The 23,872-nt window shown below is 69.1% G+C and carries 29 protein-coding genes and 1 tRNA gene; 16 read left to right on the top strand and 14 right to left on the bottom strand.

Annotation, left to right across the window (positions count from 1 at the left end; translation table 11 throughout):
• Positions 1-6 precede the first annotated feature (6 nt).
• Entirely contained in the window at positions 7-573 is a 567-nt protein-coding gene (locus tag MUN76_RS09995) for a hypothetical protein (protein ID WP_244684367.1), read from the top strand.
• Here MUN76_RS09995 and pknB read toward each other — a convergent pair.
• The 7 genes from pknB to MUN76_RS10030 are packed head-to-tail and all read right to left on the bottom strand — an operon-like array spanning position 558 to position 9,707.
• A complete protein-coding gene (gene pknB, locus MUN76_RS10000) occupies positions 558-2,288 on the bottom strand; it encodes a Stk1 family PASTA domain-containing Ser/Thr kinase (protein WP_244684369.1) in 1,731 nt (576 codons plus the stop codon). The two genes, MUN76_RS09995 and pknB, sit on opposite strands and share 16 nt — an antisense overlap.
• Before the next feature lie 60 nt (positions 2,289-2,348).
• On the bottom strand, positions 2,349-4,076 hold the full coding sequence (locus MUN76_RS10005; protein ID WP_244684371.1) for a protein kinase domain-containing protein: 1,728 nt from the start codon (positions 4,074-4,076) through the stop codon (positions 2,349-2,351).
• A complete protein-coding gene (locus tag MUN76_RS10010) occupies positions 4,073-5,560 on the bottom strand; it encodes a peptidoglycan D,D-transpeptidase FtsI family protein (protein ID WP_244684373.1) in 1,488 nt (495 codons plus the stop codon). Before MUN76_RS10010 ends, MUN76_RS10005 begins: the two co-directional genes overlap by 4 nt.
• Positions 5,557-6,975 (bottom strand): FtsW/RodA/SpoVE family cell cycle protein, encoded by a 1,419-nt coding sequence (locus MUN76_RS10015; protein WP_244684375.1) that lies wholly within the window; start codon positions 6,973-6,975, stop codon positions 5,557-5,559. The genes MUN76_RS10010 and MUN76_RS10015 overlap by 4 nt, the downstream gene beginning before the upstream one ends.
• Positions 6,968-8,218 carry a PP2C family protein-serine/threonine phosphatase gene (locus tag MUN76_RS10020; protein WP_244684377.1) on the bottom strand — a complete coding sequence of 417 codons (1,251 nt, stop codon included), beginning with the start codon at positions 8,216-8,218 and terminating at the stop codon, positions 6,968-6,970. Before MUN76_RS10020 ends, MUN76_RS10015 begins: the two co-directional genes overlap by 8 nt.
• A 2-nt stretch (positions 8,219-8,220) precedes the next feature.
• Positions 8,221-8,784 carry an FHA domain-containing protein FhaB/FipA gene (locus MUN76_RS10025; protein ID WP_244684378.1) on the bottom strand — a complete coding sequence of 188 codons (564 nt, stop codon included), beginning with the start codon at positions 8,782-8,784 and terminating at the stop codon, positions 8,221-8,223.
• Complete coding sequence (locus MUN76_RS10030) at positions 8,781-9,707, bottom strand: FHA domain-containing protein (RefSeq protein WP_244684379.1); 927 nt, start codon at positions 9,705-9,707, stop codon at positions 8,781-8,783. The genes MUN76_RS10025 and MUN76_RS10030 overlap by 4 nt, the downstream gene beginning before the upstream one ends.
• Before the next feature lie 170 nt (positions 9,708-9,877).
• On the opposite strand from MUN76_RS10030, the gene MUN76_RS10035 reads away from it, so the two are divergent.
• A tRNA-Leu gene (locus MUN76_RS10035) sits at positions 9,878-9,960 on the top strand.
• 246 nt (positions 9,961-10,206) lie between these two features.
• Here the strand turns inward: MUN76_RS10035 and MUN76_RS10040 are convergent.
• Positions 10,207-10,668 (bottom strand): hypothetical protein, encoded by a 462-nt coding sequence (locus MUN76_RS10040; RefSeq protein ID WP_244684380.1) that lies wholly within the window; start codon positions 10,666-10,668, stop codon positions 10,207-10,209.
• A 142-nt stretch (positions 10,669-10,810) separates the two neighbouring features.
• Here MUN76_RS10040 and MUN76_RS10045 point away from each other — a divergent pair, with 142 nt between their 5' ends.
• From MUN76_RS10045 to MUN76_RS10055, 3 genes are read left to right on the top strand one after another with little or no spacing between them, the layout of a single operon-like run.
• Positions 10,811-11,839, top strand: coding sequence for a hypothetical protein (locus tag MUN76_RS10045; protein ID WP_244684381.1), 1,029 nt, complete (start codon positions 10,811-10,813; stop codon positions 11,837-11,839).
• The gene (locus MUN76_RS10050; protein WP_244684382.1) at positions 11,836-13,158 is read left to right on the top strand and encodes a hypothetical protein; all 1,323 of its coding nucleotides are present in this window, start codon (positions 11,836-11,838) and stop codon (positions 13,156-13,158) included. Before MUN76_RS10045 ends, MUN76_RS10050 begins: the two co-directional genes overlap by 4 nt.
• A gap of 35 nt (positions 13,159-13,193) precedes the next feature.
• A complete protein-coding gene (locus MUN76_RS10055; RefSeq protein WP_244684383.1) occupies positions 13,194-13,442 on the top strand; it encodes a hypothetical protein in 249 nt (82 codons plus the stop codon).
• 429 nt (positions 13,443-13,871) lie between these two features.
• Here MUN76_RS10055 and MUN76_RS10060 read toward each other — a convergent pair whose 3' ends face one another.
• Positions 13,872-14,693, bottom strand: a complete 822-nt coding sequence (locus MUN76_RS10060) for an alpha/beta hydrolase (RefSeq protein WP_244684394.1) — start codon at positions 14,691-14,693, stop codon at positions 13,872-13,874.
• Positions 14,694-14,762: 69 nt separating this feature from the next.
• Here MUN76_RS10060 and MUN76_RS10065 point away from each other — a divergent pair, with 69 nt between their 5' ends.
• Together MUN76_RS10065 and MUN76_RS10070 are read left to right on the top strand one after the other, a co-directional pair.
• Positions 14,763-15,230, top strand: coding sequence for a MarR family winged helix-turn-helix transcriptional regulator (locus MUN76_RS10065; RefSeq protein WP_244684396.1), 468 nt, complete (start codon positions 14,763-14,765; stop codon positions 15,228-15,230).
• Between the two features lie 13 nt (positions 15,231-15,243).
• Positions 15,244-15,756: a DUF3817 domain-containing protein gene (locus tag MUN76_RS10070; RefSeq protein ID WP_429952599.1), complete on the top strand. Its 513-nt coding sequence runs from the start codon at positions 15,244-15,246 to the stop codon at positions 15,754-15,756.
• Here the strand turns inward: MUN76_RS10070 and MUN76_RS10075 are convergent.
• The 3 genes from MUN76_RS10075 to MUN76_RS10085 are packed head-to-tail and all read right to left on the bottom strand — an operon-like array spanning position 15,750 to position 17,228.
• Positions 15,750-16,067: a hypothetical protein gene (locus tag MUN76_RS10075; RefSeq protein WP_244684398.1), complete on the bottom strand. Its 318-nt coding sequence runs from the start codon at positions 16,065-16,067 to the stop codon at positions 15,750-15,752. The genes MUN76_RS10070 and MUN76_RS10075 overlap by 7 nt on opposite strands.
• Before the next feature lie 10 nt (positions 16,068-16,077).
• Positions 16,078-16,659 carry an Asp23/Gls24 family envelope stress response protein gene (locus tag MUN76_RS10080; RefSeq protein WP_244684399.1) on the bottom strand — a complete coding sequence of 194 codons (582 nt, stop codon included), beginning with the start codon at positions 16,657-16,659 and terminating at the stop codon, positions 16,078-16,080.
• The gene (locus MUN76_RS10085; RefSeq protein ID WP_244684401.1) at positions 16,656-17,228 is read right to left on the bottom strand and encodes an RNA polymerase sigma factor; all 573 of its coding nucleotides are present in this window, start codon (positions 17,226-17,228) and stop codon (positions 16,656-16,658) included. The genes MUN76_RS10080 and MUN76_RS10085 overlap by 4 nt, the downstream gene beginning before the upstream one ends.
• A gap of 142 nt (positions 17,229-17,370) precedes the next feature.
• Here MUN76_RS10085 and MUN76_RS10090 point away from each other — a divergent pair, with 142 nt between their 5' ends.
• The 9 genes from MUN76_RS10090 to MUN76_RS10130 all read left to right on the top strand — a co-directional run bounded on the left by MUN76_RS10090 (position 17,371) and on the right by MUN76_RS10130 (position 22,330).
• A complete protein-coding gene (locus tag MUN76_RS10090) occupies positions 17,371-17,895 on the top strand; it encodes an Asp23/Gls24 family envelope stress response protein (RefSeq protein ID WP_244684403.1) in 525 nt (174 codons plus the stop codon).
• The gene (locus MUN76_RS10095) at positions 17,892-18,080 is read left to right on the top strand and encodes a DUF2273 domain-containing protein (RefSeq protein ID WP_244684405.1); all 189 of its coding nucleotides are present in this window, start codon (positions 17,892-17,894) and stop codon (positions 18,078-18,080) included. The genes MUN76_RS10090 and MUN76_RS10095 overlap by 4 nt, the downstream gene beginning before the upstream one ends.
• Entirely contained in the window at positions 18,080-18,475 is a 396-nt protein-coding gene (locus MUN76_RS10100; protein ID WP_244684407.1) for a hypothetical protein, read from the top strand. The genes MUN76_RS10095 and MUN76_RS10100 overlap by 1 nt, the downstream gene beginning before the upstream one ends.
• On the top strand, positions 18,472-19,056 hold the full coding sequence (locus tag MUN76_RS10105) for a DNA/RNA endonuclease G (RefSeq protein ID WP_244684408.1): 585 nt from the start codon (positions 18,472-18,474) through the stop codon (positions 19,054-19,056). Before MUN76_RS10100 ends, MUN76_RS10105 begins: the two co-directional genes overlap by 4 nt.
• A complete protein-coding gene (locus MUN76_RS10110; protein WP_244684409.1) occupies positions 19,053-19,667 on the top strand; it encodes an alkaline shock response membrane anchor protein AmaP in 615 nt (204 codons plus the stop codon). The genes MUN76_RS10105 and MUN76_RS10110 overlap by 4 nt, the downstream gene beginning before the upstream one ends.
• Before the next feature lie 117 nt (positions 19,668-19,784).
• Entirely contained in the window at positions 19,785-19,958 is a 174-nt protein-coding gene (locus MUN76_RS10115; RefSeq protein WP_244684410.1) for a CsbD family protein, read from the top strand.
• A gap of 161 nt (positions 19,959-20,119) precedes the next feature.
• A complete protein-coding gene (locus MUN76_RS10120; protein ID WP_244684411.1) occupies positions 20,120-20,914 on the top strand; it encodes a glycosyltransferase family 2 protein in 795 nt (264 codons plus the stop codon).
• A gap of 41 nt (positions 20,915-20,955) precedes the next feature.
• Entirely contained in the window at positions 20,956-21,774 is an 819-nt protein-coding gene (locus MUN76_RS10125; protein ID WP_244684412.1) for an endonuclease/exonuclease/phosphatase family protein, read from the top strand.
• On the top strand, positions 21,734-22,330 hold the full coding sequence (locus tag MUN76_RS10130) for a DUF2238 domain-containing protein (RefSeq protein ID WP_244684413.1): 597 nt from the start codon (positions 21,734-21,736) through the stop codon (positions 22,328-22,330). Before MUN76_RS10125 ends, MUN76_RS10130 begins: the two co-directional genes overlap by 41 nt.
• Here MUN76_RS10130 and MUN76_RS10135 read toward each other — a convergent pair.
• Together MUN76_RS10135 and MUN76_RS10145 are read right to left on the bottom strand one after the other, a co-directional pair.
• Complete coding sequence (locus tag MUN76_RS10135) at positions 22,290-23,480, bottom strand: prenyltransferase (protein WP_283248094.1); 1,191 nt, start codon at positions 23,478-23,480, stop codon at positions 22,290-22,292. The two genes, MUN76_RS10130 and MUN76_RS10135, sit on opposite strands and share 41 nt — an antisense overlap.
• Positions 23,477-23,869, bottom strand: a complete 393-nt coding sequence (locus MUN76_RS10145; RefSeq protein ID WP_244684414.1) for a lycopene cyclase domain-containing protein — start codon at positions 23,867-23,869, stop codon at positions 23,477-23,479. The genes MUN76_RS10135 and MUN76_RS10145 overlap by 4 nt, the downstream gene beginning before the upstream one ends.
• Positions 23,870-23,872: the final 3 nt, after the last annotated feature.

The raw sequence follows: 23,872 nt of genomic DNA on the forward strand, positions 1-23,872 counted from the left end.
GGGAGCATGCTGATCCGGACCGAGTGCGCCCTCGACTGCTCCCCCGATGCGGCCTGGGATGCGCTCCATCGCCCCGAGGTCGCCGCGCAGCTCTACGCGCCCGCGCTGCAGATGCGGCCGTCCGAGGCGTTTCCGGCCCGCTTTACGACGGGCGACCGCCGCACCGTCGAACTCCGCCTCTTCGGACACTGGCGACTCGGTACCCAGCTCATCGAGATCGAGGATCGGGTGCCCGCGGATCCCGATGCGAGCGAGGGCGCCGATCCGATCGCCGATGACCTCGATGCGAGCGCGCGCGCCATGCGGGATCGTGGTCGCCCGCTCAGCGGCCCGCTCGCCGCACTCGCGCGGTGGCAGCACCGGATCACGATCCTGCCGGCACCCGGATCCCGCGCCGTGTGGCGCGACGAGCTGTCCGTCGGCGGTGCGGCCGCGGCCCTGTTCGGCCCGGTGCTGTGGGCGATGTGGCGGATCCGGCGCTGGAAGATCCGCCGGCTCGCGCGTTCCTGGGACGCAGCGCTCCGGGAGCGTTCGCCCGGGAGCGGTGATCCGGGGGATCAGCCCGCGCAGTAGGAGATGTTGACCTCGGTGCCCTGCGGCTGCGTACCGACGGCGGACTGCGCGATGATGGGGTACCCGGCCTGCACGATGCAGCCCGACTCAGCGGTCGTGCTGCCGATCATGTTCAGCTTGAGGCCGAGACCGCTGAGCAGCGACCGCGCGACCTCCTGCGGGGTGTTCATGACGTCGGGAACGGTGACGTTGCCGCTCGAGACGGTGATCGCCACGCTCGTCCCTGAGCGCTGCTCCGTTCCAGGCTCGGGGGAGACGGAGAGCACCCGACCCTTGGCCTCGACCGGGTCATCGACCTCAGTGACGAGGCTGACGCTCAGCCCGAGCGCTTGGATCGCCTCGGTGTACTCCTCCACAGACATCCGATCGATCGCGGGAATCTTCGCAGACTCCGGGCCGGTCGAGATGTAGAGGGTGACGCTGTCGCCAGGCTCCAGCACGGAGCCCGCGGCGGGATCGGTCGAGACGATCTTGTCTGCCGCGACCTTCTCGTCGGTCTGCTCGACCGTGAGCGCGATGAGGTCGAGATCCTGCAGCGCCTTGATGGCGTCCGCCCGATCCATGTCGACCAGCGAGGGCACCTCGCGCGCCGCATCGGGGAGGAACTGCTTCGGCGCGAGCGTCACGAGCCAGAACACGACGGCGATGATCACCGCGCCGATCGTCAGGATCGCGGCCCAGGTCCACATCACCGGGGGCCGGCTCTGCGTGCGGGATCCGCCGCCGCCCTCGGCGAGTTGCCGCAGTGCGAGATCGGACTCGGAGACCTCTTCGCCGCCGGAGAAGAGCACGGTGTCCTGCTGGGTGGGCACCGCGAGCTTCGGCATCTTGCCGCTCGCGGCGGTGCGCAGGGCCTCGCGGAACTCGGAGGCCGACTGGAACCGCTTCGCGCGGTCCTTGGCCAACGCGTAGAGCACCACCCGGTCGAGCTCGGGAGGCACATCGGACTTCCGCTCGCTCGGCGGCTTCGGGCGCTCGCTGACGTGCTGGTAGGCCACGGCCACGGCGGTGTCACCGCGGAACGGCACGTCGCCCGTGAGGAGTTCGTAGAGCAGCACACCCGTCGAATAGAGGTCGGTGCGGGCGTCGATCGCCTCGCCCTTCGCCTGCTCCGGCGAGAAGTACGCGGCGGTGCCGAGGATCGCGGTCGTCTGCTGCAGGGTCGACGAGGTCTCGGAGACCGCACGCGCGATCCCGAAGTCCATCACCTTCACCTGGCCGTTCTGCGTGACCATGATGTTCGCGGGTTTGATGTCGCGGTGCACGATGCCGGCGCGGTGCGAGTACTCGAGCGCGGTGAGCACGGAGTCGACGACGCGGCAGGCCTCGGCGAGCGAGAGCTGACTCTCCGTGAGCAGCTGTCGCAGGTTGTGCCCCTCGACGTACTCCATCACGATGAACGGCAGCCGCTTCGGGCCCTCGGCGGTCTGGATCAGGTCGTCGCCCGCGTCGAACACCCGCACCACGGTCGGGTGCGCCATGCGCGAGGCGGACTGCGCCTCCTGCCGGAACCGGGAACGGAACTGGTCGTCACCGGCGAGGTCGGCCTTCATCACCTTGATGGCGACCTGGCGCCCGAGCTTGGTGTCGGTGCCACGGTACACGGTGGCCATGCCGCCCTGCCCGATGAACTCCCCGATTGCGTAGCGTCCGGCGAGGATACGCTGCTCGCCGCCGTCAGCCGTCTCGGGCATGGTCACCTCTTCCGTGCTCATAGGTTGTCTCCCAGTTTAGGGGTTGATCAGACGTGGACTGTACCGCGCGCCGGGCGCGTGCTACGGGGTGTCGTCGTCGTCGTTCTGCGCGGCGGCGACCGTGATGTTCAGCGCACCCGAGGCCGGCGACGTCGCGCTGAAGCTGCCGTTCGTGCAGTCGAAGGTGTAGGTGACGGAGAGGACCCCGGCCGCCGTGACCTTGACCTGCGCCGAACCGCCGGAGGCCGGGCTCGTGACGGTGCCCGCGGCACCGTCGACGCTGCTCAGCAGCACCTGGAAGTTCGTCGGGGAGCCGAGACCGGCCGGGCAGGTGCCCGAGATGCCCTGCAGTGTGACGGTGTCGCCGACGGTGGCGTTCGCCGGCCCGTTCGGCGCGTTCGGCGCGGGGATGTCGCCGAAGGCCACGGTGTGGGTGAGGGTGATGGTCTGGTCGAACGGCACCTTCTCGCCCGTCGGGTTCACGGCGGTGACGACACCCGGCGTATCGCTCGGATCACCGGCTGCGGCGCGCACGTCGGTGAAGCCCTGGCCCTGCAGGAAGCCCACGGCCTCGTCGATGTTCATGCCGACGAGCTGGTTGGCGTCCACGACCCCGGTGGTGGGCGCGGGCGGCGTGGTGGTCGTGGGGGTTTTGCTCGTGGTCGTTTTGGTGGTCGACGTCGTGGGCTTCGGGGTGTCGCCGCCCGAGTTGCCCCAGAGCGCGAAGGCCGTGCCGCCACCGATGATGAGGAGCAGGGCCACCAGCGTGATGAGCGGCCAGGTCCACGGGCTCTTCTTTTTCTTCTGCGGTTCCTCTTCGGGCTCGTCGCCGTCGATGAACGCCGCCGGAGCCGTCTGCCCGGCGAGTGCCGTGGTCTGCGGCAGCGCCGTGGTCGCCGCGTCCATCACCTGCGTGGCCTGCGGCATCGCGGTGGTCGCGGGCTCCTCGGCGCCGAGCACCTGGGGCACGTAGCTCGCGGCGAGCTGCACGTTGCCGCGGTGCAGCGCGGCGGCCGCCTGCGCCAGCTTCGCCGCGGTCTGCGGCCGGCCGGCCGAGTCCTTCGCGAGGCAGGCGTAGACGAGGTTGCGCACGGGCTCGGGCACATCGTCCGGCAGATCCGGCGGGGTGTCGTTGATCTGCGCCATGGCGATCGCGACCTGCGACTCACCGGTGAACGGGCGCTTGCCCGCGAGGCACTCGTAGGCGACGATCCCGAGCGAGTAGATGTCGGTCGTCGCGGTCGCGGTGTGGCCACTCGCCTGCTCGGGGGCGAGGTACTGCACCGTGCCCATGACCTGGCCGGTCGCGGTCAGCGGCACCTGGTCGGCGATGCGCGCGATCCCGAAGTCCGTGATCTTGACGCGGCCCTCGGGGGTGATCAGCAGGTTGCCGGGCTTGATGTCGCGGTGCACGAGTCCCGCGTCGTGCGCCGCCTGCAGGGACGTGGCGGTCTGCGCGACGATGCCGAGCACGCGGTTCGCGGGGAGACGCCCCTCGCGCTCGATGATCGAGGAGAGCGGCTCGCCGGGCACGAGCTCCATGACGATGTACGCGGAGCCCTGCTCCTCGCCGTAGTCGAACACGTTGGCGATGCCCTCGTGGTTGACCAGAGCGGCGTGGCGCGCCTCGGCGCGGAAGCGCTCCAGGAAGCCGGGGTCGCCCATGTACTCGTCCTTGAGGATCTTGATGGCGACGGTTCGACCGATGATGCTGTCGGTCGCCTTCCACACCTCGCCCATGCCACCCACGGCGATCCGCGAGCTGAGCTCGTAGCGTCCGCCGAATGTGATCCCTGCAGATGGTCTCATTCGCTCAACACCGCTTCCATAACTTGTTTTCCGACTGCTGTGGGGAGGTCGAACGACCCTCCCTGATTTCCGTACGCTGCTCCGCCGCCGTCCGCGATCACCACGGCGACCGCGACCTTCGGGTCGTCGACCGGCGCGAACCCTGTGAACCACAGGGTGAACGGGAGGTCTGACCCGTCGTCCCCAGTGCCATTCTCGGCGGTCCCGGTCTTTCCGGCAACGCGCACGCCGGGGATCCCCGCATTCTGCGCGAGCCCCTCCGGATCCGTCACGCCGAGCTCCATGATCCCCGCCACCGCGTCCGCGGTCTTCTGGGAGATGGGCTTGCTGAACTCCTCAGGCGCGACCTCCTTCTCGACCCGCAGATCCGGGGTGATGACCTGCTCGACGAGCTGCGGCTTCATCACCGAACCGCCGTTCGCGATGCCGGCCGAGACCATGGCCATTTGCAGCGGGGTGGTGCGGACGTCGAGCTGGCCGATCGAGGAGAGCGCGACCTGCGCCTGATCCTCGGGCAGCGGCGCCGTGCTCGGGGTGACGGTGAGCGGGATCGAGATCTCCTGGTCGAAGCCGAACGCGTGGGCCATCTTCGGCACGGCGTCGCGGTCCATGTCCATCGCGAGTTCGGCGACGGGGATGTTGCAGGAGAGCGCGATGGCGCGTTCGAGGGTGACCTGGGCGCCCGGGCCGCAGGTCGTGCGCGACGCGTTCTGCATCACGGCGCTCGACTGCGGCAGCGTGAGCTGCGCGGGGTTCGCGAACTCGGTCTTCGGGGTCGCGTCGCCGTTCTCGATCGCGGCGGCCGCGACGAGCAGTTTGTACACCGAGCCCGGGTGATAGAGATCGCCCGCGATCGCCCGGTTGTCGAGGGGCTTCGTCGGATCCTCCGAGAGCTGGCGGTAGTTCGCGATGATCTCGGCGTCGTCGTTCGAGGAGAGCAGGGTGGGATCGAAGCTCGGCGTCGACACCATCGCCAGGATCTTGCCGGTCGACGGCTCGATCGCCACGACGGCGCCCTCGAAGCCGTTGTCGGTCATCGCGGCCGAGGCGGCGGCCTGCGCGGCGGGGTCGATCGTGGTTTCGACCGAGCTGCCCTGCGGCGCGACGCCGTTCAGGGTGTTCTGGATCCGCGTGAAGAACTGGGCGTTGCCGATGCCGGCGAGATCCTGGTTCATCGCCGACTCCAGTCCGGTCATGCCCTGGGTGTGCGAGAAGTAGCCGGTGATGGGCGCGTAGAGCGGGCCGTTGGAGTACTGCCGGACGTACCGGAACTCGTCGCCCGTGGGGGTGGAGAACGCGACCGGCTCGCCGTTCACGAGGATCGAGCCGCGCTCGACCTTGTAGCCGTTCATCACGGTGCGCGTGTTCATCTCGTTCGCGCGCAGCTCGTCCGCCGAGACGAACTGGATCATCGTGACGGAGAAGAACAGCGCCAGGAACATGACGAACACGACGCGGGAGAGGAACTTCAGCTGCTTGTTCATGCGCGGATCACCAGCTTCGGGCGGTTGCGGACCGAGTTGGAGAGCAGGAGGAGGAGCGCGATGATGATCCAGTTCGAGACGAGCGAGGAGCCACCGGCCGCGAGAAACGGCGCCGTGAGGCCCGTGAGCGGGATCACCCGCGTGACGCCGCCGACGACGATGAACACCTGGAACGCGATGGTGAACGCGAGGCCCGACGCGAGCAGCTTGCCGAAGTCGTCCTGCCCGGCGAACCCGATGCGGAGGCCGCGGCCGACCAGCAGCAGGTAGGCCGCGAGGATCACGAACAGGCCGATGAGGCCGAGCTCCTCGCCCAGGCTCGGGATGATGTAGTCGCTCTGCGCGAGCGGGGTCAGATTGGGGTACCCCTGGCCGAGGCCCGTGCCGGTCATGCCGCCGTTGGCCATGCCGAAGAGGCCCTGCACCATCTGGTGACTCGCGTTGTACGGATCGGCGAACGGGTCGAGCCAGTTCGCGAAACGGCGGTTCACGTAGTCGAGGGTCTGACTCGCGATCAGGCCGCCGGCGAGGAACAGGCCGACGCCGATGATGATCCAGCCGATGCGCCCCGTCGCGAGGTACAGCATCGTGAGGAACAGGCCGAAGTAGAGGAGCGAGGTGCCGAGGTCGCGCTGGAACACGAGCACCGACATCGCGGCGAGCCAGAAGACGAGGATCGGACCGAGATCCCGACCCCGCGGGAACCGGATCCCGAGCACCTTCTTGCCCACCATGGCGAGCGAGTCGCGATTGCGCACCAGATAGCCCGCGAAGAAGATCGCGAGCAGGATCTTGGCGATCTCACCGGGCTGGAAGGAGAACGAGCCGATGTGGATCCAGACGCGCGCACCGTTGATCTCCTGGCCGACGATCGGGAGCATCGGGAGCAGGAGGAGGATCACGGCTGCCAGGCCCGTGAGGTAGGTGTAGCGGAACAGCACCATGTGGTTCCGGATCAGGAGCAGCACCAGCATCGCCGCGACGACCGCCACGGTCGACCAGACGAGCTGCCGGATCGAGGTGGACTCCCAGCCGGAGACCTCGCGGGCGAGATCGATCCGGTAGATCATGGCGACGCCGATGACGTTCAAGAGTGCCGCGATCGGCATGATGAGCGGGTCGGCGTCGGGCGCGATCCGGCGCACCGTGAGGTGCAGCGCGAGCAGGGCGACGATGAAGAGGATGCCCGCCGGCACCAGGTTCATGGTGACCTCGCCGAGCACGGTGAGGTCGATGATGATGATCGCCGCGACGCCCACCGCGATGGCGAAGAGCAGGAGCGAGAGCTCCAGGCCGAGCAGCTTGCGGGGAGCGCGGAGTGCGGTGATGCGCTGCAGCACCGTCTCGCTCGTGCGGGTCTTCTCGAAGGTGCGGGGTTCGGCCGAGCCGGGCTCGTTCACGCGGGGCTCAGCCATCGTCACCCCCGATCCGGAGCACGATCTCGCGCGCCTCCTCGAGGGAGCCGGCGCCGAGCGTGCGCTCGACCTGACGGCGCTCGAGGCCGTCGAGCGTGTCGAGGGTGATCCCGGTGTCCTCCGCGACGGAGTGCATCGAGATGGAGCCCAAGTCTTGCTGGATGCCGCGGTAGATGATGACGGTCTCGCCGTCGGTGCCCACGAAGTAGCGGCTCTGGGTCCACTGGTAGCCGAAGAACAGCGCGCCGCCGATGGCGATCAGCACGGCGACGGCGCCGAAGAGCCAGAGGAAGCGGCGGCGACGGTTGCGGCGCTTCGTCTCCGCGATGAGCTCGGCCAGGTACTCGTCGACCCGCGGCTCGAAGTGGCTCTCCTCCACCTGCGGGGGCTTGCGGACCGGGCGACGACGGTTGAGCAGACGTGTGCGGGCGGTGCTGACCGATCCGTCGCGCGGGCTCGGGGCGTTCGCGGCCGAACCGACGAAGCGCGGGTTCGGCTCCAGCACCGGCGCGGCCTCGGGGGTCGTCTCGACGAGCACCACGGTGACGTTGTCGGGGGCGCCGTGGGCGAGGCTCTTGTCGATGAGGTCGTCGACGGCGCCCTGGAGCGTCGTGCGGCGGCGGAGGATCCGCTCGATGTCGACGTCTTCGACGTAGCCGCACAGGCCGTCGGAGCAGAGCAGCCAGACGTCGCCGGGGCGGGTGTCGAGCACCTCGGTGTCGATGTCGGGGGAGGAGTCGACGTCGCCGAGCACGCGCATGAGCACGGACCTGCGAGGGTGCGTCTTCGCCTCCTCCTCGGTGATCTTGCCGCTGTCGACGAGGCGCTGCACGAAGGTGTGGTCGCGCGTGACCTGGCTGAGGGTGTCGTCACGCAGCAGGTAGAGGCGGGAGTCGCCGATGTGCGCGAGGGCCAGCTGGTCGCCGACCGTGAGGAACCCGGTGAAGGTCGTGCCCATGCCGGCGAGCTCGGGGCGGTCGCCGACGGTCTCGCGGAGCCTGCGGTTCGCGCCGAGCACTGCCTTGCGGAGCACCTCGGCGGTGGCGGGTGCGGAGTCGACCGGCTCGAGGTCGAGGGAGGCCAGGGTTTTGGTGGCGAGCGCGGAGGCCACGTCGCCGCCCGCGTGTCCGCCCATGCCGTCGGCGACGAGATACAGGTACGTGCCGGCGAACGCCGAGTCCTGGTTGTTGGAGCGCACCATGCCCACGTGTGAGCCGATGGCGCTCTCGAAGCCGACCGTCACGCTCAGGGCCTCAGCTCGAAGGTGGTCGTGCCGATGGTGACCGGCGTGAAGAGGGGGACGGGGACGGGTTTGGAGACGCGGGTGCCGTCGAGGCGGGTGCCGTTCGTGGAGTCGAGGTCGGTCAGGATCCACTGGTCGCCCTGGCGGCCGAGCCGTGCGTGGTACGTCGAGGTGTACTCGTCGACGATCACGAGGGTGGACTCGCTGCTGCGCCCGATGGTGAGGAACTCGTCGTCGAGTGGGATCGCGGTGCCCGCTGCGACACCCGAGGTGATGACGAGCTGCCGTGCGACGCCGCCGCCCGCGGAGGGCAGGGCCCCGCCGCTCGGGGTGATCGGGGGCGCGGCGACCGGAGCCGGTGAGGCGGCCTGCACGGCAGGCGACGCGGCGACCATGGGGGCCGGGACCGCGCCCGGGCCGTCGGCGGCCTTCGCACCGTCTGTGCGCATGCGTCGGACCGGGGCGCCGAAGAGATCGCTGCGGAGCGCGTAGACGATGGCGAAGATGAAGAACCAGAGCAGCAGAAGGAATCCGATGCGCAGGATCAGAAGGGTGAGTTCACTCATAGCCCCCTCCAGAAGTCCTGATCGATACCGGGGGTGTCGTCCGGTGTGGCGGAATCCCGCGACGGGGCGGGGGAGGTGCGGGGGCGCTGTGTGGCCGGCTTGGGGGGTGACGCCGGGGACTGCTTCGGTGCGGCCGGGAGCGGGGCTGCCGGGAGCGGGTGCGCGGCACGGGAGGTGGCGCGGGCGACCGGGGCGGGTGCTGCGCTCGCCGCAGCGGACCGCGCCGAGGGCTGCGCAGCGGACTGCGCGGCGCGTGCCGAGCGGCCCGGCACCAGTTGGAAGCGGAGGGCCGTCTGCCCGATCGTGATCACGATGCCGGGCGCGAGTGCGGCCTCGCGGAAGCGCTGGCCGTTGATCTTGGAGCCGTTCGTCGAGCCGAGATCCCGAGCGAGGCCGGCGGCGCCGTCCCAGATCAGCTCGAGGTGCTTGCGCGAGGCGGCGTTGTCGGTGATCCGGATCCCGCAGTCGCTGCCCCGACCGACGGTCGTGGTGCCGCGCGGCAGCTCGTGGCGCTGGCCGTCGACCTCGATGACCGCGACCCAGTCGACGGCACCCTCGACCCGGGTGGCGTCGATCTCGAGCACACCCGTGGTGATCGACTCGTCGGCGCGGATCTCGACGTCCGGCTGGCCGAGCAGCTGGTAGTTCTGACGCGAGGCGTGCTTCGTGACGACGCTGCGCAGCTCGTTCTCGAGGGTCTCGCCGAGGGATTGGAGTCGTGCCGCGTCTTTGGGAGAGACGCGCGCGACGAAGCGGTTGGGGGCGAGGACGCGGTCGCGGTCGACGATGACGGCTCCGATGTCGAGCTCGCGCTTGAGCGCCGAGGCGATCTCCACCGCTTGCACGCCGGAGCGGAACGTCCGGGCGAAGGCGCCGTTGACGGCGCGCTCGAGCCCGCGCTCAACGCTGTCCAGAATGCCCACGGTGGGTACTCGCCTTCCTCTGCTCCGGTGTCGGTGTCTCGGTCGGTCCTTGGCTATTCTGCCGTGAAAAACCTGCGGAGGTGCCTTAGTTTAGCCCGCTTTGGTGAGAGCACGTCGGTGCTGCTAAGCTTGGGGAGTTGTCTGAGCGGTCACGCTCACGGGAACGACTCGCGCGAGTGGCGGAATGGCAGACGCGCTGGCTTCAGGTGCCAGTGCCCGCAAGGGCGTGGGGGTTCAAGTCCCCCCTCGCGCACGAGAGTACTGTGTCTCCAGGCTTTTCAGCTTGTCGCAGTGGGATTGAGCCCGGATCAGGTTGCTGATCCGGGCTCTTTCTGTTTCTTCGGGCCTCTGCTCGTCACTCTCGTCGGGTGGTCACTTCCTTCGGAGATGTCACGAATTCCGGACATTTTGCGCCCGACTGGTCCTTCGTGCGTGGGATCTCCTCAGTGATTGACTCAGGAGCGCCGCAACGGCCAGCACTCACGCAAGCTGCGTCAACTCACGGCTCCAGCCGCTGCAGGTACCCCTGATCCTCGGGGTCCGTCGGGTACTCCAGCTGGAGCGGCGCCTCGTAGTCGGCGTTGCCCTCGCACGCGGTGGCGATCGCCTCGATGTGACCGTTGAACGTCTCGACATCCGCCTCGGTCACGCCCAGGCTGGGGTCGAGCTGCTCGGGAAACATCCCGGCGAAGTCGGCGTACGCGGTGGCGACGTCGCCCATGCGGCCCGACACCGCGAGCGTTTCGGAGAAGTCGATGATCTTGGGTCCGAGCGCCCAGAACTTGCCAGGGTTCAGCTCGTCGATCGCAAAGCTTGCCGATGTCGCGTAGGAGTTCTGCAGCGAGCAGGCCATCTCGCGCACCGTATCCACGTCCTCGTCGGACATCCGGTGCGCGCAGCCGGACAGCGGGACGGCGAGCACCGAGAGCGCGAGCACTCCGGCGACGAGGCGGGACTTCATGGTTCTCCTCCGGTGAGTCTGCGCGGTCCATTCAGGCTATCGTCTGCGATCGACCTCTGCGCCGATCCCGCGCATCGACTAGCCTTGCGAGGGCAGGGGACCGGTCGAATCGATGCCCCGCGTTCGCGAAAAGGAGTTGGGGTTGGCGACGCCGCACGTTGAGATGCATCCCGAATCGAGCGAACCCCAGAAGCCCCGGAGGTGGAACGGCGGCACATGGGCCATCCTTGCCGCGGGGATCGTCGTGGTGCTGCTCGCCGGAGCCGGGATCGTCGTCGCATCGGTCCAGGCGCACGCACGTGGCACGGGGGAGGCCGCCGAGGTCGCGGAGGCCTTCATCACGTCTGCGACAGCCGCCGACGACGATGCCTGGCGCGAGGTCTCGAGCAACCGACTCCGGAACACGAGTCTGGATCGCTCCCCGCTCCGCCTCGACGAGGCGACGATGGAGGCGCTCGAGGTCGAGATGACCGCGGAGCGCGGAGACCTGCAGTTCTTGCGCAGCACCGACACCACCGTCGTCGTCGACGAGCCGCAGGCCGACACCGCTGTGCTGACGGTCGATCTGAAGTATGCGTACACGACCTTCGACCACGACTTCACGTTCGCGATCCCGCAGCAGCTCTGGCTCACCCGCCCCTTCTACTACGGCGACGACGTCGCGGATCGGGCGGATGAGGATCGCGAGCCGACGGCAATCGGCCCGTGGCGTGTGACGGCCCTGTCGTCCCCGCAGCACACCGCGGCGAGTCCTGCGATGGGCCAGACGCCCGCGCGCACCGACCTCAAGACCACGGAGCGTGACGGCGGCAGCGGGTGCAAGAGCGTCGGCGGCGTCTTCACGCAGCTGTCCGATTCGGCACGAACCGGCGGCGAGTTGCGCACGGGTTGCTGGCTGCGCGACGACGGCTCCTCGGTGATCGGCGAGGACGTCGATCTCGCCTTGCTCGCGGCCGAGTTCCCGTTGTTCGACCCCTCGCACGTGCCCGAGTCGGCCTTCAAGCTGCGCACTCCCATGGAGGGGAGCCCGCTCCTCGCGCAGTACCCCATCAGCACGTCCGACGGCGAGTACATCATCACACTCGGTGCGGCGAGTCTGGGCGGCGCGATGGTCACCTTCGACGACTACTACCTGCGGATCCTGAGCATCCAGAAGGAGCGAGCACGATGACGACCAAAGCGCTCCGCCTGCTCATCATCGCCATCAGCGTGGTCGTTGCGGCTGTCCTCGTCAGCGTCGCCCTCGTGATCGCGATCCCCAAGTCGGCGGAGGCCGGCGCCTCCGCCGACTTCGCGACCCCCGTCGAGCTCGAACCGTGGGGCACCGACAGCGGATTCGATGAATTCACGCTGTACGGCGCCGCGTGGAACGACCTGAACGCCGCGATGCGCTCGGGCGACCGCGATGCGTTCCTCTCCTTCGCATCGGGGGAAGCCGAGACGCAACTCGCGAACTGGTGGGACCGGTCGAAGCAGCTCGGCTGGGAGAACGGCTACATTCGGCCGAGCACCGCGGATGACGGCTCGCAACAGGCCCTCGTGGGGCTCGAGCTCCCCTTCACCGCGGCCCCGGTGCGCAGCAGTGGTCGATCCGACGCCGGCCAGAAGCTGCTGCACGGGACGGCCTACACGATCGAGACCACGGGGGAGGGTGCGGACCTGAAGATCACGTCGTTCGCGCCGATCGGGGCGCCGAACCCCTGGGATGTCGGGCCGCTCTACGTCCAGGAGCGGGACCACGTCGTGCTGTTCGGCCTCGAATCCGAGCAGGCGCTCGTCGACGCGAACATCGACGCGGCGGAAGAAGCGGCCGCGCTCGCCCTCGACACCGCCAGCCAGCTCGGCGCCGAGATCCCGCAGGACGGCTTCCTCTCCGCGATCACGGACGACCCCGACCGCTTCACCGAGTGGGCCTTCGGTGCAAGTGAGCCGGCCGTCATCAAGGCCGCTGCGGTCGCGCGCCCCACGCTGCGGCCGTACATGCCGAGCGACTTGCTCGAGCCGTCCGTCGCGACCGGCAGCGAGAACTCCGGTGGCTACGTGGTCGTCGGGCCGGGCGCGGCCGACCAGCTCATGCCGACGTTCGTCCACGAGTTCGCGCACATCTTGCACTTCACCGCCGTCCCCGACTCGGGACTGTTCCGGTCGCACGCGGTGCTGGAAGGCTTTGCGCGGTACATGGAGACGGCGTCAGGGGTCGAGGATCGCAGCCTCGTCACTCCCGCGGTGCAGCAGCTCGTCGCGTCGGCGGGCGCAGACGCGCTCGCCGACGCGAGATTCGATTCGACGGATGCTGCCGCGGCGTATGACGCGGCCGGCTCCTACTACCAGTTCGTCGCCGAGAGCGGGGGCGACCCCTGGGCGCTCGCCGTCGCCGCGAAACGAGAAGACGCGGGGCTCGCGGTGCTGGGGTCGCTGCCGATGGTCGGCGAGAAGATGGATCCGGCGTTCTCCGCGGAGAACTGGATCGCCTGGGTGCAGTCCCAGTAGTCGCGTCGATGCCGGATCGCCTCACTGACGCGAGCATGCGTCGTCGTCACCGGCGGCGCGGACTCGTGAGCCTGTGCATCGCCGGGTTCCTTGGTCTGGCGATCCTCGCGGGCTGGATCACCGCCGGCTGGGATCCGCAGTACTTCGTGAGTGGGAGGCGCGGTGGTCAGCCGCTCTGGCTCGCGTCCCTCTGGATCGGCGTGGTGGCCCTCGGAGTGGGCGCGTTCGGGATCGCGCAGCTGCGGGCGGCGGCGGTGTTTCGTCGGGGCCAACGGGACGGGTGAGGGCGAGTGACCGAGGTTCAGAGCTGTCGGCGCCGTGGTGCATCGGCGGTGCTACGCTCGGGAACGATGGCCTCGTCCCATTAGGTTTCGGGCGTCGGACCTCCCACGGCGGCTCCCCGGCCGAGGCGTTCCGTGTTCCTCACCGTCTCCCTCGTGTGCATGGTCGTGTTCGTCCAATACTCGGCGCTCATGTCCCTCGGATTCTGGCTCTCGCTCAGCGCCGAGTTGCCGTTCGATGACGGATTCGGCTTCGCCGCCATCGGTGGAACCCTCCTGGTGTTCATGTGGTTCTTGGTCGGGCCGATCAGCATTCTCGCCGCGACTGTCTGTGCAATCGTCGGTGCGGTGCGGTCGAACGATAGCGCTGGGGTGGGAATCGTGCAGGCCGTGTGTTCAGTTGGTTTGGCATCGGTGTCACTTACGTGCTCTTTACCACGTAGTTTCCGCCTCGGCGCCAAAGTCCACCAGCGCCTCACCGATCAGGCGCTGCGCCTCCGCGTCCTCGACCGTTGGTGTGCCGTCGCCCGGCTGCTCCCCGTACGAGCCGAACTGCGCGTGCGACACTCCCTCGAGCTCCACGTACGTGCTGTCGGCGGGCATGAGGGGCGCGGCATCGGCGATCTTGTCGGGCGTGACGAGGCGATCCTCGCCGCCCGACACCGACAGTGCGGCGAGATCCGTGCGAGTGCTGAGGTCGCCGAGCGAGCAGTACGAGGCGAGGAGCACCAGCGCCGAGACCTCGGGGTCTTCCGCGTACGAGCACGCCTTGACCCCGCCCTGGCTGTGACCACCCACGGCCCACCGCTCGACGTCGGGAAGCTGGTTCGTGAAGTCCTCGAACGGTCGCGTCTCGAAGATCGCAAGATTGATGAACGGGCGAACGATCACGACCGATGTGCCAGACGCGACGAGGGACTCGAACGTGCCGATGTACGCCTCGGGTTCGACCTTCGCCCCGGCGAGAAAGACCAGCCCGCGATCGCTGGCGCCCTGGGTCGGGGTCATGGTGACGAAGTCGTGCGAGACCTCGATGCTAACGGCCGGATCCGACTGCGCGCGCTCGATCGCCGGCCCCTTCGCGGGGTAGGTGACGTTCGCCCAGATGGCGAACATGCCGATCGTGATCACGAGGCAGCCGGCAACCACGAGCGCCGTGACTGTGAGGATGCGGCGAAGGCGTCGGCCACGGCGCTTCGGGTGCGCGCCGGTCGCCGGGGGCACGGATGCGGTGTCCGGGGTGTCCTGATCCACGAGCCTGCCTGCTTTCTCACGAGTGAAGGTACGACTACCGTACTATCCCTGAAGCTGTATATTTGCCACATGGCAGCCACCAGCGACCCTCGACTCGAGCTTCCCCGAGTGCTGCGAGATCTGCACGACGCCATGCACGCGGGCAACGCCGCCGTCGCCAGGCGGCTGGGCATGAACACCACCGACGCGGCCGCGATCGAGCACATCGCGATGTCGCCGACGGCAATCGGGCCCGCCGAACTCGGCGAGCGGCTGGGCGTAACCAAGTCCTCGGCGACCGAGATCGTCGATCGACTCGTCGCCGCGGGCCACCTCGAACGAGTTCGCGAGGAGAGCGACCGGCGTCGATTCCGGCTGGTTCCCACGCCGTTCGCACGCGATGCGGTCTCTCGAGAGATCGACCCGCTGATGCAGGCGATCCAGGCCACCGCCGCCGACCTGAGCGACCGCGAGGCCGCGACGGTGGTGCAGTTCCTCAGGTCACTCGAGCGGGATCACCGGCGCTTCGCGCTCCGAGGAGACGCACAGGTACGGTAGCCAAACTACTTTTGTGAGTGCGACTCAGGAAAGTACAGCAATCCCAAATCCAACGCCACAGCTGAAACCGAGGCCGGAGACGTTTCTCGCGATCAGAAAAGCGCTGCGGGTCTACCAGGTTGCCTCGGTGATCACGGGGGTCGGGCTCCTGCTGCTGGTGGCCGAGATGATCCTCAAGTACTCGCCGCTGCACGTCGAGGTCTTCCTCGGGGGATCGGGCGGACTCGCGTGGACGGCGCCCGCGCTGCCGGGTCCCGCCTGCGAATGGTTCTCGCTGCTGCTGCCGAACAGCGCGTGCAGCATCGAGTCGACTGGAGACGGGTTCAACCTGTCCACCGGGATCCTCGTCGCGCACGGGTGGTTCTACGTCGTGTATCTCGCGCTGAGCTTCCGCCTCTGGAGCCTGATGCGCTGGCCCTTCCGCACGTTCGTCGTCCTCGCACTCGCGGGCGTCGTGCCGTTCCTCTCGTTCATCGCGGAGTCGTGGGCCACGTCCCGCGTGCGGCGGCAACTGACGCCTCAGTGAATCCGCGCGACCTGGACCGTCACATGCGCGTCGAGCGGCGTCCGCGCGAGGATCGTGTCCGCCACTCGTCGTGCAGTCTCGACGGTGTTGTCCTGGCTTGACGTCGCGATCCGGGCGGCGACGGTGGTGTCACCGCCCGTCGACGTCACGACGATCTCCGAGGCCGGCCCGTCGGGGGAGATCCCCGTGGCCGCCGCGATGAGTTCGGGCAGTCGTGCCGCGGTGGGGGCAGGCGCGTAGATGTCGGTGACGCCGTCGACGGCGAGGACTCGGGTGACGAGCTCGTGCGGTGCGGGCAATTCAGAGGTCATGTCGGGCTCCTTAACCGGGTGGGGTTCCGTGCAGGTCTTCGACGGCGATGTTCACGGCGGTGACGTTGAGCTCCGTGTGCCTCAGCAGGGTGTCGTGCGCCAGGGCCCGCAGCTCGTCCGCGAGCTCCGGGAGCGGGATCCCGAATCGCACGGACGCGGTGAGGTTGATCTCCACGGGCGCTCCAGGTGTCTCGGCGTCGCCCTCGATCTGGGTGCGGCTGATGTAGACCCCGTCGAGCGAGTCACCGGTGGTGCGCAGCAGCGCCTTCACGGCGCCCTCGGTCACCGTGATGTGCACGCGGGGATCAGGGTGGCTGATCGGAAAGCTGCGTCCCGCGCGGAGCTCGGAGTGGATCGTGGTCAGGATCCGTTCGAACCACCCGTCCGACGTCGCGGGCAATCGGGCGGCGTCATCCGCGATGAGGTCCCGCGAGAGGCGGCCGACGCGCTCGAGCGCCTCCAGTGCGTTGAGGCATTCCGGGCAGCTCTCGATATGCCGGTCGACGGGAGTGCGCCCCGACTCGAGGTACTCGGTCAGACGTTCGATCGTGGTCCCGCAGTCCAATGCGGTGGGCGTTTCGTCAGTCGTCATCGCCACCCCTCCATCTGGATCGTGAGGCTTGCGCGTGCCCGTGAGAGAAGGCCTCTCACGGTGCTGGGTGCGGTGTCCATCTCCGCGGCGATCTCGGCGTAGCTGAGTTCAGCGACCTCGCGGAGCAGCCAGCACCTCCGTTGGTCCTCCGACAGCGTATCCAATGCTCGGGACAGGGCAGCGAGCTGGGCGTTGCGGATCGCGGTGGACTCCGGCTGATGACGCTCCTGAGGAGCGGCATCGAATCCTTCGAGCGGCACCTCGGCGGGCCGCTTCTTCACCCACGCGTAGGCCTCCCGGCTCGTGATGCGCATGAGCCAGGGCCGCACGGCGCCGGGATCCCGAAGCGTGGAGAGCTGCCGCCAAGCGATGACGAACGCGTTCTGCACAACGTCGTCGGCTTCGCTCGCCGACCCCACGATGCGCGCGGCATACGCACGCATGAGCCCGGCATGCCTCCGGATCAGCTCGTGAAACGCATCGACGTCGCCGTCCTGTGCGCCCGATGCCAGCGCGGCGTCGGCGACCTGCCCGAGATCCTCCCGAGCGGGGTTCGTGCCTGCTGACATTGCGCCTCCGAAAACTTTCTCGGACGGATTTGTGACGAATCCGCCCGAATCGCTCTCTTATTTATGAGCAAACATATCGCTCCCGAATGCGACCCCGCGAGGGCTTGCATTCGGCACCGTAATCCAGAGAGAAGGATGTGTCATGGCCACTCAGAACCCCAAGACTCCGACCACCGGATCGGCGCAGCCCGCACAGGCCAAGCCCGAAGCACCTGCTCTGGACGAGACTCCGGCCCCGCGGGTCGATCGGTCCTCGTTCACGGCGGCCCGACCTCCCGTCGACACGGAGGCGGCTGGTTCCACGGTCATCGCCGAGGGTGTCGTCGCGAAGATCGCCGGCATCGCCGCGCGAGATATTCCGGGTGTCTACGCGCTCGGAGCCACCGGAGCCCGTGCGTTCGGAGCGATCCGCGACGTGATGAACGCGACCGATCTTGCCCAGGGCGTCAAGGTCGAGGTCGGTGAAACGCAGGCCGCCGCGGATCTGATCATCGTGGTGGAGTACCCGGCTCCCATCCAGGAGGTCGCCGACCAGGTCCGCGCCGCCGTCGCGGGAGCGATCCGGCGCCTCGTCGGCTTGGAGGTCGTCGAGGTCAACGTCGAGGTCAACGACGTGCACGTTCCCGGTGACGACTCCGACGCCGACACCGAATCGCGCGTCGCATGAGTGCCACCCTCACCGGTGCTCTGATCGGCGCCGTCCTCGCGCTCACGGCGCTCATCTTCGGGTTCTGGGGCTTCTTGCTCCTGGCGCTCTTCATGGGCATCGGTGCGTTCCTCGGACGGATCGCCGCGGGTAAGGTCGACGTCCGCGGTCTCGCGAGCGCGTTCACCGGACGGCGTACGTCCTGATGCGTGCCGACCTGCACCGCACCCGAGGTGGCGGCCTTGCGGAGGCCGCCACCGGGACCGTCGCGGTTCCCGGTCGCACCGAGGTGAAGGAGCGGGTGTACCGCACGGTCACCGCACGCGCATCGGCGGCACTCATCGGAGTGCCCCACGGCGACGTGCAGGTCGAAGTCCTCCAGCATCGCAGCGGTCTGACCGTGCGGATCGCCACGCCGATCCCCGTGCCCCACCTCGCCGACACGGAGGCGATCGCAGGGGGCGCGTCCATCCTCGACCGGGCCCGTCAGCTCCAGGAAGACCTGCAGGTCCGACTGGCGACGATGCTCGGTCGCGACATCACCCGTGTCCACCTGGCGATCACGGGCGCCACGACGCCGAAACGGAGGCGTGTCCGATGACCAGTCCTGCACTGCGCCGGGTGATCCGGCGCGAAACGCACTCGCCGCGCACCGTGGCGATGATCGTCGCGGTCGTCCTGTGCCTCCTGGGCCTCGGGTACCTGGGCATCGAGCTCGTGCTCGGACTGCTCGCCCAGCCGGCGCTGCTCATCGACCCCTCTGCGGGCTGGAGCTGGATCCTCGGGCTCCCCTCCGGCCCACCCGTGGGGCTTCTCGTGACCGGCGGCGTGATCCTGGCAGTGGCCGGGGTGCTCTGCATCTGGCTCGCCATCGCGCCCGGACGCCTCTCGAAGCACACGCTCGAGGGCGACGGCCGGGCCGTGGTCGTCGACAACGGCGTCATCGCCGCCTCGCTCGCGCAGCACCTGAGCGAGACGCTCGGCCTCCCGCGAGACGCCGTGCTCGTCGGGGTCGCGCGCCGGACCGTCGACGTCACCCTGCGCCCTGATCCCGACGTCGACCTGGAGACGGCAGAGGTCCGCTCGATCGCCGATGCCGAGCTCTCGAGCTACCGACTCAGCCGCCCGATGCGAACGACGGTGCGGGTGGCGCGCCGCCCGGAAAGGGACAGCGACTCATGAACCACACCAATCGCGCACTGAATCGCGCACTCCTGCTGATCTTCGGTCTCGTGCTCCTCGGTGCCGGACTCGTCGGGGTGGGCCTCGCGGTCTGGCCGACCGCTGCGACCGCCTGGGGCGACGTCGGGGGCGGCGCGGATGCGTGGCTGGCCCAGGTGCTCGAGGTGACCCGGATCGCCGGAACCGCGGCGACCTGGATCGGGATCGGGGCGATCGTGATCATCCTCGTCGCCCTCGTGCTCCTCGTGCTCGCGCTGACGCGCCTGATCCGCCGTCGGAGCCGGACGGTCGTGCTCTCCAACGATGCGCAGACCCCCCTCGGGCGCGTGACGATCACCGAGGGCTTCGTCTCGGACGCCGTGCGGAATGCGCTGGCGGATCGCGACGAGATCCTCACTGTCCAGGTCACGGCGAACGAGATCCGCAGCACTCCGGTGCTGCACGTGTCGGTCACCCCGAGGCAGAACACCGACCCCCGGGAGCTCGTCGACCGGATCGACCTGCTCCTCCGCAACCTCACCGCCCTCACGGGTCAGGAGATCGACACCTACATCTCGATCCACAGCGGGCTTCGCGTCCGCCTCGCCCACGATCAGGCCAGGCTCACGTAGCGGCGTGCGCCCTGGCCCACCCTGACCCCGCAACGTATCGTTCGGCGCCTCGCACGAGACGATACGGCGGCGTCCACCCGGACCGCCGTCACCCCACACCCACGAAAGGACCCCACCATGGGACTCGACGACAAGATCAAGAACACGGCACAGGATCTGGCCGGAAAGGCGAAGGAAGCCGTCGGCAACGTGACCGACAACGAGAAGCTCGCCGCAGAGGGCCGCGCGGATCAGGCGAAAGCGGATCTTAAGCAGGCCGGGGAGAACGTGAAGGACGCGTTCAAGAAGTGACCGGTGGGGTGGGGTGTGCGGTCACTGACTGCACACCCCGCCGTCGCGGGGAGACCACCTCGCGACCGCCCGTCAGGTGCGGGTGATTCGCGACTGAGCCGTGCGGTTCGGCTCCGCGCAGAGCCGGCACGATACGGTGGTTCGGAGGGGGTCGACGGCGAATGAGCGCACGGTACGCACGAGGGCCGTACCGCGTGTCGGTCGTCATTCCCGTCAAAGACGACGGCGCACTCCTGCGCCGGTGCCTGCGCGCCCTGTCGCTGCAGACGCGACGCCCCGACGAGATCGTCGTCGTCGACAACGGTTCGGTGGACGATTCCGCGGAGATCGCACGGCGCCACGGCGCGCGCGTGGTGGTGTGCGCGGACCCCGGGATCCCCGCCGCCAGCGCCACCGGCTACGACGCGGCGCTCGGCGACCTGATCCTGCGGCTCGACGCCGACTGCATTCCCGCCCGCACCTGGGTCGAGGAGATCGTGGCGGCACTGACGCGCCGCGGCGACGTCGCGGCAGTCACCGGTGGCGCCCGCTTCGTGGACGGACCGCGATCCCTGCGCTCCTGGGCCGCCGCGGCGTATTTGGGGGCCTACTTCGCGGTCGCGGTGCCCACGCTGGGTCATCTGCCGCTCTTCGGCTCGAACCTGGCCTTCCGGCGCGAGGTGTGGCTGCGGATGCGCCACCGGATCCACCGCCACGCGAATATTCACGACGACCTCGACCTCGCCTTCCACCTCGGCGATCAGCATCGCATCCGGTTCGCCCCGCGCGCGGCGATGGGCATGTCGATGCGCCCGCTCGCGTCCGCGCGAGGGTTCGCGCTGCGCATCGAGCGGGGCGTGCGAACCGTGGTGGGGCACTGGCCCGCGGACTTCCCCCCGGTGCGGTGGAATCGCATCGTGCTGCGGAAGCTGCTGCGCCGCGCCGGGATCCTCCCGCGTCGACGGACGGTTCGATGATGGAGCCGGCCGGCCGGAGTGCGGCGCCTCCCCTGCGCGTCATGACCTTCAATGTGCGGCGGCGCCTCCCGTTCTCGCTCAGACCCGCGGATCGATGGTCGGTGCGGCGGCAGCGGGTGCGGGCGCTCCTGCAGCGCGAGCGTCCCACGATCCTCGCGGCGCAGGAGGTGCTGCCGGATCAGGCCCGCTGGGTGCAGCGCTCGCTGGGCGAGCGGTACACGTTCGTCGGCCGCGGACGCGATGCCCGCGGTGCCGGTGAGGGGTGCCCGGTGTTCTTCGACACCGAGCGGCTCGAGCTGCTGGAGTGGGAGCAGCTCGCGCTCTCCCGCACCCCCGAGGTGGCGGGCTCCCGGTCGTGGGGCACCGTGTTTCCGCGGGCGCTCGTGTCTGCCCGGTTTCGGGATCGGCGCACCGCCACGGAGTTCCGGGTCATCAACACGCACCTCGACCCCGTCAGCGCCCGCGCGCGGGTGCGATCGATGGACCTGATTCGCGCGCATGCGCTCACCGGTGCCGCTCCCGTGATCCTCACCGGGGACTTCAACGCCGGCCCCGGATCCCGCACCCTCGACGCGCTGCTCACGGGCGGTGCGCTGCAGGACGCCTGGGTGCACGCCCGTCGCCGATCCACCCCGGAGCTCGCCACCTACGCCAACTATCGCCGCCCCCGACCCGGGGCCCGCATCGACTGGATCGTGACCAGCCCGCAGGCGTCGGTCGAGACGATCGGGATCGTGGCGCGACCCATCGACGGCGGATGGCCGTCGGACCACCTGCCGGTGCAGGCGGAGCTCACCCTCACGACGAACAGGAATGCCGATGATCGAGAACTTCCTTCGCCCACCGCGCACCCTCGCTGAGTGGATCGCCGACGGGCTGCGCGTGCTCGGGGTGCTCGGGGTCGTGGTGGCCGCGATCTGGTTCACCCCGACGGACGCGGGCATCCTCGCGTTCACGCTGCCCGCACTGGTGGGGGCCCGCTTCATCGGTGTTCCTCCCGCCTTCGACATCGCCTTCTCCGTCACCGTGCAGATCGCGGCCTGGAGCAACGTGATCGACCTCTACCGCACCGTCGAGGGGTGGGACGTGGTCATGCACCTCGTCTGCACGGCCGTGCTGACGGCGATGCTCTACGAATTTCTGGCGCGCCTCGACGTGGTGCCGGGCCTCGGAGCGCCGGCACTGAGGCGCCGCACCGTGATCGTCGCGTTCACCGGCATCGGGCTGGCGATCAGCGCGCTGTGGGAGATGGTCGAGTGGGTCGGGTTCGTCGGAATCACCGACGACATCTTCGTGGAGTACCACGACACCATCGGCGACATGGCGGTCGGCGGACTCGGATCCCTCATCGCCGGGATCGTCGTCGCCGTCGCGCTCACACGCGGTTCCACTCGAGGATCAGCAGAAGTGTCGTGAGGAAGCCGGCGAAGAAGTTGAGCGCGATGAAGCGCCGCCATGCGCGGTTCGTGCGCGCCGAATTCGCATCGGTCACGAACCAGAACGGGGCGCAGTTCACAACGTAGGGCACCACGATGATCGCGGCGAGCGGCCCGGGCCACGGGGTGAACAGCATGAGCGCACCGGCCGCGATCCACAGCAGGAGCGCGAGCCGGGTGGTCGCGCGTGCGCCGATCGCCGTGGCGATCGAGTGGATCCCCGCCTCGCGATCCGGCCCGATATCTTGCACGGCGCCGAACGCGTGCGCCGCCATGCCCCACAGGAAGAAGGCGGAGAGCAGTAGCACGAGGGCGCCGTTGATGTGCCCGCCCGCGAGCAGCAGCCCCACGATCGCCGGGCTCACGAAGTGGAAGCTCGAGGTCACCGAGTCGAGGAACGGGCGCTCCTTGAAGCGGAGTCTGGGGGCGGAGTACGCGACGACCGCGAAGGCACTGAGGGCGAGCGCCAGCCAGGCCGCGGGGCCGCCCGCGGTACCCAGCAGGATCAGGAAGGGGACGTTCGTGAGGGCGGCGATCCACAGGGTGGGGCGGTGCAGGCGCGGGGCGAGCAGCGCTCCCTCGATGCCGCCCTTTCTCGGGTTCGCGAGATCGGAGGCGTAGTCGAAGACGTCATTGATCCCGTACATCGCGAAGTTGTACGGGATCAGGAAGTACAGCACGCCGACGACGAACACCCAGTCGATCTCGCGGGTGACGAGCAGGTAGGCCGCCCCGAAGGGAAAGGCCGTGTTCACCCAGCTGATCGGGCGCGACGAGAGCACGAGCTGCGCACAGTCGCGGCGACGCTGCGCACTGCCGCGCTGGAGCGCTGCCCACAGCGCGGGGAGCAGGAGCGCACCGGCGAGCGGGTAGGAGAAGTCCTCGATCGGGGCGAGTCCGATGCTGAACCCGAGCAGGTGCTCCGACGCGTAGTGGAAGAGCCCCGCGCCGATCATGAGGTTGTCGAAGATCGCGGTGAGCGCGATGAGCACGAGCGCCGTGACCGCAACCGCGAGGAGGTGGCGCCCGCGTACGATCGACCGGTCGCGGCGGAACGCGAGGCCGGTCAGCACGGCCCCGCCGAGCAGGGCGAGCGCGACGCCGGACACGGCCAGCACGGCGTAGGTCATGCGTCACCCCGTCTCGGGTCGCGCCGGTTCGCGTCGCGCCGGATCGCGGCGTCCCCATCTGCGCTCCGCCGGTCGCGCATGGCTCCGAAGATGCGCGCGGACCCCGTGAACACGACCATGGTGCAGAGCACGAGAAAGATCAGGAACACCGGCTCCTCGAGCGGGAGCTCGGGAGCGAGGACGATCCCTGACGCGACCACGCCCTCGCCGCGGAAGAACACCCCGGCGGCGATCCCCGCGAGATCCCACACCAGGAAGAGCGCCGTGCCGACCGCGGTGACGAGCAGCGCGACCGCCGGATCGTGCCAGAAGAACAGCGAGAAGCGACGATCGAGCAGCAGCATGCAGGCGATCCCGCCGAGCAGGAGTCCGAGATAGAGCATCCCCATCAC

The sequence above is a fragment of the Leucobacter rhizosphaerae genome (genome assembly GCF_022919175.1).
Taxonomy (GTDB): Bacteria; Actinomycetota; Actinomycetes; order Actinomycetales; family Microbacteriaceae; genus Leucobacter; species Leucobacter rhizosphaerae.